The sequence below is a fragment of the Alkalihalobacterium sp. TH-98 genome (assembly GCF_057473385.1).
In genome coordinates, this window is sequence record NZ_JBYCKM010000022.1 from 1 (window position 1) to 12,087 (window position 12,087).

The 12,087-nt window shown below is 38.3% G+C and carries 12 protein-coding genes; 11 read left to right on the plus strand and 1 reads right to left on the minus strand.

From position 1 onward, the window contains the following. Positions 1-324 precede the first annotated feature (324 nt). The 11 genes from AC2VNP_RS08675 (at position 325) to AC2VNP_RS08725 (ending at position 9,801) form a co-directional block, all read left to right on the plus strand. Positions 325-684, plus strand: a complete 360-nt coding sequence (locus AC2VNP_RS08675) for a hypothetical protein (protein ID WP_486916944.1) — start codon at positions 325-327, stop codon at positions 682-684. Positions 685-777: 93 nt separating this feature from the next. Further along, positions 778-1,584, plus strand: coding sequence for an SMI1/KNR4 family protein (locus AC2VNP_RS08680; protein WP_486916945.1), 807 nt, complete (start codon positions 778-780; stop codon positions 1,582-1,584). Positions 1,585-1,751: 167 nt separating this feature from the next. Next, entirely contained in the window at positions 1,752-2,498 is a 747-nt protein-coding gene (locus tag AC2VNP_RS08685; protein ID WP_486916946.1) for a class I SAM-dependent methyltransferase, read from the plus strand. 284 nt (positions 2,499-2,782) lie between these two features. After that, entirely contained in the window at positions 2,783-3,382 is a 600-nt protein-coding gene (locus AC2VNP_RS08690; protein ID WP_486916947.1) for a class I SAM-dependent methyltransferase, read from the plus strand. 123 nt (positions 3,383-3,505) lie between these two features. Next, complete coding sequence (locus AC2VNP_RS08695) at positions 3,506-3,847, plus strand: hypothetical protein (protein ID WP_486916948.1); 342 nt, start codon at positions 3,506-3,508, stop codon at positions 3,845-3,847. 126 nt (positions 3,848-3,973) lie between these two features. Continuing rightward, entirely contained in the window at positions 3,974-4,759 is a 786-nt protein-coding gene (locus AC2VNP_RS08700; RefSeq protein WP_486916949.1) for a CPBP family glutamic-type intramembrane protease, read from the plus strand. 104 nt (positions 4,760-4,863) lie between these two features. Then, on the plus strand, positions 4,864-5,295 hold the full coding sequence (locus AC2VNP_RS08705; protein ID WP_486916950.1) for a hypothetical protein: 432 nt from the start codon (positions 4,864-4,866) through the stop codon (positions 5,293-5,295). 351 nt (positions 5,296-5,646) lie between these two features. Beyond that, positions 5,647-6,438, plus strand: a complete 792-nt coding sequence (locus AC2VNP_RS08710) for an IucA/IucC family C-terminal-domain containing protein (protein WP_486916951.1) — start codon at positions 5,647-5,649, stop codon at positions 6,436-6,438. 166 nt (positions 6,439-6,604) lie between these two features. After that, positions 6,605-8,548 (plus strand): IucA/IucC family protein, encoded by a 1,944-nt coding sequence (locus AC2VNP_RS08715; RefSeq protein ID WP_486916952.1) that lies wholly within the window; start codon positions 6,605-6,607, stop codon positions 8,546-8,548. A 98-nt stretch (positions 8,549-8,646) separates the two neighbouring features. Then, complete coding sequence (locus tag AC2VNP_RS08720; RefSeq protein WP_486916953.1) at positions 8,647-9,042, plus strand: rhodanese-like domain-containing protein; 396 nt, start codon at positions 8,647-8,649, stop codon at positions 9,040-9,042. Between the two features lie 261 nt (positions 9,043-9,303). Next, complete coding sequence (locus AC2VNP_RS08725; RefSeq protein WP_486916954.1) at positions 9,304-9,801, plus strand: nucleoside deaminase; 498 nt, start codon at positions 9,304-9,306, stop codon at positions 9,799-9,801. Between the two features lie 470 nt (positions 9,802-10,271). Here AC2VNP_RS08725 and AC2VNP_RS08730 read toward each other — a convergent pair whose 3' ends face one another. Beyond that, positions 10,272-11,960: a formate--tetrahydrofolate ligase gene (locus tag AC2VNP_RS08730; protein WP_486916955.1), complete on the minus strand. Its 1,689-nt coding sequence runs from the start codon at positions 11,958-11,960 to the stop codon at positions 10,272-10,274. Positions 11,961-12,087 lie beyond the last annotated feature (127 nt).

Sequence of the window (12,087 nt, forward strand, 5' to 3'; positions counted from 1 at the left end):
AGCGGTAGAGGAAAAATATAGGAGAAAGTGTGAATGAAACGGCGCGGATCGTGAGCGAAGGAGGGAAAAATTAGGAGAAAGTGTGAATGAAAAGCGCAGATTAGTGAGCGGTGGAGGAAAAATATAGGAGAAAGTGTGAACGAAACGTGCGAATCGTGAGCGGTAGAGGGGAAAATAGGTTCAACAAAGAGAAGCTGTTTCAGCAAATTCAGGAGAGGAAGGAATTGGTTTAGATAGATGCAATCAAAGAGAGTGTTAGTTTCCCTTATGTTAAGTTGCATCCTTTTTACCGGGTGCTCATTCGGGGAATACGAGTCGAAAAAAATGGAAACGATTAGTGCATTAAAGGCAGATCAAGAGGGTCAATATTATATGTATGTGTTTTTTAACTTTCCACAGGATGAAGTTCCTCCTCCGCCAGACAAACGAGGAGTCGTTGATGAAAATTTACAAAGGCAGTATGAAGTGTATGAGAATATGATGCGACTAGATCCACTACTTAAAGTACATCAATTTGGTGTCAAGTCGGCTGATAGAGTACCAGAACAAGTGGATTTTCTAAACATCAAAGAGTTTCCAACGTTTGTTATATTCGACGACATGCGAATTGTTTTTCTATCTACTGATATGGGCGAAACGGAAAAATTCTTAGAAACACTACCTGATATTGAGTATACGAACTAGCAGCAAAGCAGCAAACTCTATGGAAAAGTTTATCCTTCATTAGAAGGTATGTAATCACTGAAATAGTACTTTTTTGTCCATAAAGGAGGCACAATGAAAAACATTTGGCAGAAAGATAATCAATTTTATACGTTAGAACCTTTAACACCAAACCTAGTCACACAAGCAGAAGAACGTTTAAAAATAAAATTACCAGACGCCTATATCCAACTTCTGAATAAACAGAATGGCGGTCATATCAAATACACGACTCACCCTACCGGTGAACCAACCATTTGGGGGGAGAACTATATTCATGTTGACCACCTGTTAGGTATTGGTGAAAAGGATAGTATACTAGATAGTCAATATTTAATTCAAGAATGGGGGCTGCCTAAGGATATTGTCATTTTATCTGGAGAATGTGAATCCTGGGTTGCTTTTGATTACAGGAATACGAAAGAAAATCCACCGGTCATTTACATAGAATGTGAGAGCGAGCAAAACAAGGTGTTGAAGCTTGCAAACTCGTTTGAAGAGTTTTTAAACGGGCTAACCTTGTACGAAGATAGTTACCAAGAGTTAATAGATGATACTAATGAGGAAAATCATCAACCGTGGACGACAGAAGCAATTGTTCAAGCATTGTCTACTAATAATAATGATGAAATCGTTCAAGCATTCAATTACCTGCACGCTCTTAAGAAGAAACAGTTGAAAGAATTAAAATACCTAGCAATCATTGAAAACAAGATTATCGAATTACTTAGAAACAGCAATGAACAGATTAGAGAGATTGCTGCGCTATATGCTGTGCACTTTAATGAAAAACGATTATTTTCTCCAGATTATATCGAAGAAATTCTCATGATCCTTCGTGAAGATGAGAACTTAGTGGTTTACGTAGAAATGTTTCAATAATCTCATTTAGATCAAAAATTGCTGACTCTCCACTTGACGGTCCTTCAATTGCTAATTAAGATGGGAGTATCTTACTTAGGAGGTTTTTGTTTGAATAACTTCTGTTTAGAGCTGGTAGGCACCTTTTCTATAGAATAATAAAATGATAGAGGAGCGTGTATACAAACATGAGTAAATACTTTTTTGAGGCATTTGAAAATTTAAATAGGTTAGCACCTGGTAGCGAGACATCAACTAAAAAAGCGATTTCTATGCTAGACCTATCTGTAAAAGACAATATTAAAATTCTAGATATAGGATGCGGTACAGGAAGTCATACGATGATTTTGGCAGAGATGTTTCCTGCAGCCGATATCACAGCTATTGATACGCATGAAGGCTTTTTAAATGAACTAAAGAAAAAAGTGGTAAAAAGTCGTCTTGAAAATCGAGTTGTAGTAAGGAATGTATCAATGTTTGAGCTAGATTTTCCTTTAGAACATTTCGATCTCATTTGGGCAGAAGGTACGATCTATATCGCTGGATTTCAAAATGGCTTAAGAGACTGGAAAAAATACCTTAAATCGGGTGGGTATCTCGTTTGTAGTGAAATTTCTTGGCTAAGTAACCATCCTTCTTTAGAGTGTAAAACGTTTTGGGAGACAGCGTATCAAGAGATGGATACGATTGTAAACAAAATAACACAAGTCGAACAAAACAATTATCATTATGAGTTTTCTTTTGTCCTTCCGAAAGAAGATTGGACAGTGCAATACTACGGTCCACTTGAAGCAAACCTCAATAAAATGGTGCAAAAATATTCACAAAACGAGGATGCTTTAAGAGTGGTGCAAATGTTGCGCGAAGAAATTGAACTGTACGATAAACATTCCGATGATTACAGTTATGTTTTTTTCGGGATGAGAAAAGAATAAAGTAGATCAAGGAAAAAGGGCTGAAGAGATTCAGTCCTTTTTTTAAATTATACGTAAAAAATTATACGCTGAAGGAAATTTATTGAAACGGTAAAGATAAGCTTGAACAGCTATAAACAGATGAATTGAAATCATACCTGCTATGGTATAAGATGGGAATACGAATAGAAAGTAAGGTAAGGACATAGATAACGGAGTTTTTTAACAGTGAACAAGGTTAAACGAAGTGATTTAATGATTTAAAAAATTTTATCACTAAAAGTGATTGAGAGGGAGTATCTAGAATGAGCGACTGGAATACACGTTTTAGTAGTGAAGAATATGTTTACGGAAAAGAACCGAATGAATTTTTAAAAGAAATGCAGAAAAGGTTAAACCTTTCTGGCAAGGCGTTGGCCATTGCAGAAGGAGAAGGGCGTAATGCTGTTTTGTTAGCTGAACAAGGAATGAACGTTACGGCATGGGATTATGCGGAGTCAGGTTTACTTAAAATGAAAAAGTTAGCTGAGGCTAAAGGCGTGTCAGTGGAGACAAAACTCGTCGACTTAAATGATGCCGAGTGGCAACCGAATCAATGGGATGAGGTTGTCTGTATTTTCGGACACTTTCCAGAAGAACTTCGAAAGAAAACACTTAAAGGTGTAAAAGAAGCAGTAAAGCCAGGAGGCTATTTTATTACCGAGGTGTATTCTCACTATCAAATTCCTTATCAAAGTGGCGGGCCGCAAAACGTTGACCTTCTTTACAAACCAGAGGAGTTTTTACAATCCTTTTCAGATTGGCGTATTGTTCACTTTTTTATGGGAGAAGTTGTTCGACACGAAGGGAAGTTACATAATGGATTGTCGCATGTCATTCAGTTTGTTGGACAAAAACCAGAATAAACAGTTGTATTTTGAAAGTAAGCCTCTATCATTTTGTGAGCAATCTTAAATATTAATTTTCAGATGAAACGAAACTTTTCTTCCACATAAGACGTCTAACGTTTTAGGGAGGAGGTGATATCGATGAAGGGTGTCACGTATCAGTTTCGATTATTTGCTATCATCATTTTCATTATTACTATTTTTTCAGTCGGTTGTTCAGCGAAGGAAACAGCAACGTCTACTTCATCTTATATTTCTATTGTTGAAAAAGGGAAATCCGAAGATGATACGGAAGCGTGGATTATAGCGGTTAATCCAGAAGAAGCCGAAGAAAGCGAACTAAAGATTGTCGTAGAGGCACCAATGGTTTGGAATTTAATTGAAGTAGATAAAACGTATTTTTCTAGTTATTTGAAAGAAGGCGACAAGGATCCCGTTTTAATTCAGATTAGCCATCTTGGCGATGATGATCCGTTAAGGTGAGAATTGGATCACTCAGCATATTGTACTGCCATACATAAAACATCTTGTATGGCTTTTGTTGTGATTGATATGAAGACAAAGCGTTAGAAAAACAAGGCACTTACTACTAAACAGGAGTGTTTGCTCATGGGTTTTTGGATGCAATTTCTGTTATTTGCAATACCAGGCTTCATTATCTACTATGGTGTTTTTTACGGTACACCAAAACTTGTAGAGAAAGGGATTCCTTTCATCTATTCGTTTTGGTTATGGATGTGGGCACCGGTTCTATTATTATTACCCGTTTCAATAGGTCTTTTTATTTTTATAGATGGAGGGCCAGTAACGGTAGAAGTATTGGTTGAACGGTTTCGCTTGAACCCAATAAGTAAAGGGGATTGGCTATGGATTGGTTTAGCTGTTATATTGACCATTGTATTGGATCAATTGTTAGAGCCAATCGGTAAAAAATTAGCAAACTATAAATTATTTGCGCCACCTAGTTATTTACCAGCTCCTTTTAATCCTTTAAAGAAGTTCTCCATGCCACCGAGAGAATTTTTCGGTGTTCCCTTAAAGGGTAACTGGAAACTATTATTCTTTTTTGTTCCACTCCATTTATTGGCTATGTTTAGTGAAGAAATAATGTGGCGGGGTTATGTGTTACCGCTTCAAGAAATGATGTTTGGCCATTTAGCATGGATCGTTAACGGTTTATTATGGGCTTGGGTTTTACATATCGCTTTAAAATGGCATGTCATTGGTATGATTCCTAGTATGTTGATTGCTCCACTTATTGCTCAATACACACAGTCTACATGGGCTTCATTTGCGGTTCATGCAATTGGCAATGCACCGTTGTGGATCATTCTTCTAATCGGAATTCTAAAAGCACCGAAACCTATAGATGGGGAACAGAAAATCCATTTGTGAAGTTAAAAGAGAATTGATAAATAATAATCAAGCCAAATGAACACGCTGAATCTTTCTTTCAGCTTATTCGTATAGTAGTAAATTATAATGATAGGGGATAGGAAATGGAAAAACTACAAAGGTATCTTTTTATCTTTATTATTTTGATTGTTGTGATTGGTCTAGCTTCCATGTTGTGGAATGCATATGAAAACGAGCCGGACCTGACCATCCCAGAATGGGGGATCGTTCCTCATAATGATACCTACTATGCACATGTGGCACTCATTTTAGATGAAGATCATAAACAAGTGAAAACTTTAGATGAGGTAAAGGTTGGCAGTATAACGATATTAGAAAAATATGTAATAAGGGCAATACCTCAGCATTTTCCTAACTTGTGGGAGCAGCAAGAAAAATTACAGTTTCCCCTTGAACTGGAGCCTAATACGGAATACCATATTATCTTGTCATCGAAGGACGATGACTTTTTCGAACAGGTGGATGAGTATGGAATCGATATTTACTTTAATGACTTTTGGTATAATGTCAACTGATCTGTAATAGTTTTGACATACTACCCATTCTTAATAGCTTAATAAAATCTTATAAAAAGACGACGAAAACCAACAAGGTCTTCGCCGTCTTTTTGTTTGGAAACACATTTGTCCATTCATCATTTTGAAAGTAAGAACTCACTTGCTACGAGTTGGTTAGTGCTAATCTAAAGTTATTACATGATTATATGAATTTATTTTTATCTAATTACCACTTAACAATTGACAATGATTATCATTACAGATACGATTGTACTATACTTAACTGACTAAAGAATAGGTGAACGACACCTGTCATAAATAAAGTGGCACGAGAAGGCGACTTAAAGCTTGAAGTTTTTGGAGGTCCGTATGTGTACGCAATTGATGTCATTAGAAGAACAACAAAAGTTGGCAGACTACCGAGTTTGTTTTGAAGAAGAAAGCGCATCAATTTTAAACATTGATGTCATCGATCTTTTTGATAAGGAAAAGCTTTTAGCTTTTTTAGAAGAAGTACAGGAGGAGTTGCAAGCTCCAGATTTGATGGTCACGGGTTCTGCCTTTTCTAAACGGTACAGTTACCTTATTATTGCCTCTGCATTTTATTCGTTTTTAATGTTTAATAAAAAATTAAATATGTCGGCTGAAAACTTAGCGATTTTATCTTCTACCTCTCAAGAGAAATGGTTACCTCGTCTTTTCTTTAATGACCAGACGGCTTACATACCTGAGACAAAAGAGGATCGTAAAACCTGTAGGGATGATTTAATTAAAGAGCTTTTCGTTGATCATTTAAGTCCTTTATGGGACAATATTTCAGAACTATGTAGAGTTCCAAAGCCCATTTTGTGGGAAAATACAGCGATTTATTTATTTTGGATTTTCGAGACACTACTTAAGCGGGACGATCTTGCCCCAGAGCTAAGGGATACCATTCAACTGGATTTTGATTATTTCCTTTATGCGACCGAACATTCCATTTTTAAAGATTACAAAAGTCACCCAATCACTGGTTTCTATTGTGATATGACAAGTCTTGGGGGACAAGCTGTTCGCATTCGAAAAACGTGCTGTCTCTATTATGCTCTTTCTGAAGAAGGGAAAATGTGTAAAGGCTGTCCACGAAGAGGAAGTTACCAGGCTTGTAACAATCTTGCCTAAATCATTGAAAGAAAAAGGATTTTGCTCATTAAACTCGAATTCATTCATGAAACAGTGCTAGGGACGGTCAGCCTAGACATAAACATTAATAGGATTACATAACACAACAGCGGCTTATCGTTGTTGTGTTATTAGCAACCCTAAAAAGTAGAGTGGGAGTGGGTAAATGTTACTTACTGAATTAAATTTAGAAACAAAAGAAATGAAAATCCATGATTTCATTGCAGATACATATCCAGAGTTAGTGAATACATACTTAACGATCGTACCTAAAGCACGATTTATGATCATGGAGCGAATGATTAATGCCCTGTTAAGAGAAGGGTTTATTCAAAAAGATCAAATAGAAGCGCAGCTTTCACAGTCTCAGCAAATTGAACTATCTTTTCAAAAAGGGAAGATTGTTATTCCGATCGCTGAAAAGTATAGTTATGATCGATATAAGCTTGGGGTAAATGTTACATTTATTGATCATAAGCAGTCTGTTACTGAAGTGTTACACCCGATCTTTTTAGTGGAATTATTGAAAGAATATATGGAAGAGCAAAACATCACGTATTCCAATTTAGAGGGATTCCAGTTAGAACTCGCTGATAGTGTAGCTAATATGGGATTAGGGTTGTTATTCCAGGAAACGAAATATGAAGAGTTGAAAGCGATTAGTCAGAATAACCATTGGCAAACGACGTTAGAGCTTATCAACGGCTTAGCAGTTACAGACCCAACTTTTGACAGGGCCTTATTTTTTGAGCAGTCTTGTGTGACAGGACACCAGCTTCATCCGTGTACGAAGTCCAAAGTTGGATTAACGATCGAAGAAGTTATGCAGTATTCTTCAGAGTTTGATCAAGTGGTTGAACTGCTTTTTGTGGCCCTTCATAAAGATGTCATTTATGTAAATCCGCAGTTTGAACGCCGACAGATGAACGAATTCTGGTCCAAAGAGTACGCGGACCTCTATGACTGTTTTATCAATAGTTGTTTAGAAAAAGGAGTAAATCCTGACGAATATATCCTTTTACCCGTTCACCCGTGGCAAAAGGATCAAACATTACCGGAATTATATGCGAGTGAGTTAGAAAAGGGCGATATTTTTTTGATTGAAAATTATAGGCTGCCAACAAAGCCGACGCTGTCAGTCCGTACGGTTGCACCGATTTCTGTCGATAAAAAATTCCACCTTAAGTTACCGATCAACGTACAGATGACTAGTGCTGTCCGAACGATTTCTCCAAACTCTGTCCATAATGGTCCAGAATTAACAGGCATCATAAAAACAATTCTAGAAAGAGAAGGATACTTCAACGGAACATTTGGTGTTGCAGGCGAAGACTTTGGAATACGTTTTAATTCGACAATTGAAAATGACACCCAATCGTATCATCGTAATAAAAATTTATCATTACTCATTCGTCCAAATCCAGAATCGCTCGTCAATGAAGATGAAAATGTAATGGTCGCTTGTGGACTATACAGCCCGTCTCCTGTTTCAAACCGGTTAGTCGTTTATGAGATTGTCGATCAATTCAACTTGCGCCGTCCGTCCCATTCCTTAGAAGAGAATGTAAAATCCTTCTTTAAAAAATATATCGATGTCGTTCTTTCAGGGATTATTCCATTGATGACCCGCTATGGCATTGGTCTAGAAGCACATTTACAAAATTCATTGATCGTGTTTAAAGACAATGAGCCTGTTAAAGCGTTCATTCGAGATCTAGGCGGGGTAAGGGTTTATAAAAAAAGATTAGAACAACAAGGGGTACCTGGTACCTTTTATCCTAATTCCGTTACGATTGGTGACGATTTTGTTGAGATGCAAAACAAGGTCATCCATACGGTGTTCCAAAGTCACATCGGGGAGCTTACGGCTCATTTAGCGAGACAATATCCGATTGATGAGTTAGAGCTTTGGGATGTTGTAAGAGAAGTGTGCATCGACATTTTCACCGAACTTAAACAGGATGGAACATTACGAGAAGATATAGAAATGGATTTGGCGGCGTTACTTGGCCCAACCGTGGAAACAAAGGCATTAACCATTATGCGGTTAAAAGATGATGTGACCGATTATGCCTATATCGGTGTACCAAATCCGTTGTTTAGAAGATAAAGGTTTAACATAAGAAATTAAGGGCAATAAAATAAGGGTAATCGAATAGAAAGTGTTCGGTACGTCAATAATGTTGTTGTTAAAAAGGAGGGATATTCATGGCATTAACGTTTAAGCAAATGGTGGGAACGGCTAAAGAAAATGTAGCTGGCATTTCTTCAGCTGACGCAAGAGAAAAGATGAATCAAAACCCAAATACACTGGTCATTGATGTGCAGGACGCAGCAGATGCAGGGGCTTGTGGATTAATTCCAAGCAGCATGAACATTTCACTAGGAATGTTACCAATCCGTGCAGATCTTGAATTACCAGAACACCTAAGAGCACCTGAATTAGCAGATCGCAGCCGTCCAGTCATCGTCACGTGCGGGGCAGGCGGTCAAGCCGCTCTTGGGGCCTATCTTTTAAAGCAAATGGGCTTTGAAGATGTAGCCTACATAGAAGGTGGAACGACAGCTTGGAAAAATGAAGGATTTGAAGTAGAGAACGATTAATCATAAGGTATTGAGCTCTGCTTTCTTAACAATTAAGAAATGACGATCAACCATTTAGGTTTGATCGTTATTTTTTGTTTCTGCCTCGATCTTGAATGAAATCGGAACCAGAGTAGGAAAATAAAAATGATTTTGTAGAGGAAACTTTTATGCCTTGAAACGGTTTTTCGAGTAGAAGAGTTCCTCATCCCCCCAGAAACGAGGACATAAAGTAGAAAGCCACTTAACGATAGTCTAAGAAAAAATGCAGGAGGAAAAAATGTGATCGTCAATTTTAATGAAATAAACCATCACTTTTATATGCAAGAGGCTTTAAAGGAGGCCGAAGAAGCTGGTAAACGTGGCGACTCACCAATAGGTGCTATCATTGTACATAATGATGTAATTATTTCAAGAGGCTCCAACCGGACGCTCACACAAGGAAATGATTTAGCGCATGCGGAAATCAATGCAATGAATAATTGCAACGCTTTCCTTAAACAAAATGCTCTCAACTGCATCCTGTACACGACGGTAGAACCTTGTATGATGTGTCTATCTACGATCATTACTGCAAACATTAGAAATGTTGTCTTTGCCTTAGAAGATAAAAGCTTGGAAATGAAGCACTTTATTGATTCGAACACATTCATAAATAAACGACTGCAAAATTACCAAGGTGGGGTGCTGTCAGAGCAATCAGCACAAATGTTAAGAAGCTATAATGCGCATTTGGCTGCGATTATGATCAACGGGTTAGAGGCAGAGCCATTGCCATGAGTGGTTGCGCGTTTAGAGTGAAGCAAGTAATCTAGTGGTAGTGAGTAAGTTGAGGTTATCGAGGAATAAAGTACTAGGGGAGGAGAAGTGAATGATCGGTAAACCATGCGTCAGGGTGAAAAGTGAGTTATCGGGTAAACAAAGTGCAAGCGGTGAAAAGTGAGTTATCGGGTAAACAAAGCGCCTGGGATAAAATTGAGTTTAGAGGACTGAGAGGCCTTTATTTATGTAAAAACTGCCTATTTGACACTTTTGGAGGACTGGGAGGCTTTTATTTTACTCATAAGCCACGTTTTTCTCCTGAATATCAGTGAATTAGGGCCTGTGAGTCCGCTAATTCTAGAAATCGATGCTTTATTGCCAAATAAGAGCCTGTGAGTCCTCTTAAATTACATTACAGTTAATTGACGAACTAGCTTTCAACATGAAAACCGCATGGGAAGCGCATCCCACACGGTTTAAAATATCATTTAGAAAAGCCCTAGAGCACGACCGTCTTCATTGACATCCATCTTTAATGCGGATGGTGCTTTTGGAAGGCCGGGCATCGTCATGATATTACCGGAAAGGGCGACGAGGAAGCCAGCTCCAATTGAAGGTTTAAATTCTCGGATCGTAATTGTAAAGTCAGTCGGCCTGCCGAGTTTCGTGGGATCATCAGATAGTGAAACTGGAGACTTTGCCATACAAATCGGCAAATTATCCCAACCTAATGCTTCATACTGGGTGATTTGCTTTTTGGCTTTATCGGAAAACTCAACGGCTTTTGCTCCATAAACGGTTTGGGCAATTTGTAAGATCTTATTTGGAATCGTGTCACTCACATCATATAACGGTTTGAACGAATGAGTATTTTGCTCCATCACTTGAAGAACTTGCTCGGCTAAGTCGAGTCCACCTTCACCGCCTTTTTCCCACACTTCAGTAAGGGCAACCGCGTATCCTTCTTTTTCACAAAATGCTTTTAAAGTATTTACTTCTGGGTCTGTATCTGACGTAAATCGGTTAATCGCAACAACGAACGGCAAGTTAAATGCTTGGATCGTTTCGATATGTTTCTGTAAATTGCCTAATCCAGCCTGTAACGCCTCGATATTTTCCATATGTAACTCTTGTTTAGAAACGCCACCATGCATTTTTAACGCTCGGATCGTTGCTACGATGACAACAGCTTCTGGCTGTATATCAGCAAAACGAGATTTAATGTTTAAGAACTTTTCAGCTCCTAAATCAGCACCAAATCCTGCTTCAGTAATAACAATATCGCTCAACTTCTGCGCCATTTTCGTTGCGATGACACTATTGCAGCCGTGCGCAATATTTGCAAACGGTCCGCCATGGATTAATGCCGGGGTATGTTCGATCGTTTGTACGAGATTTGGCTTGAGCGCATCTTTTAATAAAAGAGTTAGCGCACCTTCTACGCCGAGGTCTGCAACGGTTACAGGTTCTTGATCGAAATTGTAAGCGACAACAATTTTTGCTAAACGTTGTTTCAAATCTTTCAAGTCCGTAGCTAAACAGAAAATAGCCATAATTTCAGAAGCGACTGTAATATCAAATCCGTCTTCACGCGGTACTCCTTGCATCGGTCCGCCTAAGCCAACGACAACTTGACGTAACGCACGGTCATTTAGGTCTACTACACGTTTCCAGACAATTCGTCTCGTATCTATACGAAGCTCGTTTCCTTGGTGAATGTGGTTATCTAAAAAGGCTGCCAATGCATTGTTCGCTGTTGTAATTGCATGAATATCCCCGGTAAAATGGAGGTTAATCTCTTCCATTGGTAACACTTGTGAATATCCACCACCTGCAGCACCGCCTTTAATCCCCATCGTTGGACCTAGGGAAGGTTCTCTTAGAGCAATCATCGCATTTTTACCTAGCTTGTTTAAAGCTTGTCCTAACCCAACCGTAACTGTTGATTTTCCTTCACCGGCCGGGGTTGGGTTAATCGCAGTAACTAACACGACCTTTCCGTCTGGTTGATCGGCCAGTCGTTTCATTAAATTAAGTGAAATTTTTGCTTTATAGTGACCGTGTAATTCTAATTCTTCATCTAAAATGTTAAGCTGTTCCTTAAATTGTTGGATGGGCTTTAATGATGCAGCTTGAGCAATCTCAATATCTGATTTTATTTGTTTATTTGTCTTCATAGTTCTCCCTTCTCCACTCGTAACATGAAATTGTTGTATCTCAGGAAAGTATATTCGAGCCCCTACTTAAATATAGCAAAATAGGTATAAAAATCAAAGGAGAATAAAGCATAGAAACAGGAAGGTG

Coding starts and splice junctions, on each gene's coding strand:
- AC2VNP_RS08695 (WP_486916948.1), top strand. CDS start 3,506: ATGAAGGGTGTCACGTATCAGTTTCGATTATTTGCTATCATCATTTTC.
- AC2VNP_RS08730 (WP_486916955.1), bottom strand. CDS start 11,960: ATGAAGACAAATAAACAAATAAAATCAGATATTGAGATTGCTCAAGCT.
- AC2VNP_RS08675 (WP_486916944.1), top strand. CDS start 325: ATGGAAACGATTAGTGCATTAAAGGCAGATCAAGAGGGTCAATATTAT.
- AC2VNP_RS08715 (WP_486916952.1), top strand. CDS start 6,605: ATGTTACTTACTGAATTAAATTTAGAAACAAAAGAAATGAAAATCCAT.
- AC2VNP_RS08685 (WP_486916946.1), top strand. CDS start 1,752: ATGAGTAAATACTTTTTTGAGGCATTTGAAAATTTAAATAGGTTAGCA.
- AC2VNP_RS08710 (WP_486916951.1), top strand. CDS start 5,647: ATGTGTACGCAATTGATGTCATTAGAAGAACAACAAAAGTTGGCAGAC.
- AC2VNP_RS08680 (WP_486916945.1), top strand. CDS start 778: ATGAAAAACATTTGGCAGAAAGATAATCAATTTTATACGTTAGAACCT.
- AC2VNP_RS08705 (WP_486916950.1), top strand. CDS start 4,864: ATGGAAAAACTACAAAGGTATCTTTTTATCTTTATTATTTTGATTGTT.
- AC2VNP_RS08720 (WP_486916953.1), top strand. CDS start 8,647: ATGGCATTAACGTTTAAGCAAATGGTGGGAACGGCTAAAGAAAATGTA.
- AC2VNP_RS08700 (WP_486916949.1), top strand. CDS start 3,974: ATGGGTTTTTGGATGCAATTTCTGTTATTTGCAATACCAGGCTTCATT.
- AC2VNP_RS08690 (WP_486916947.1), top strand. CDS start 2,783: ATGAGCGACTGGAATACACGTTTTAGTAGTGAAGAATATGTTTACGGA.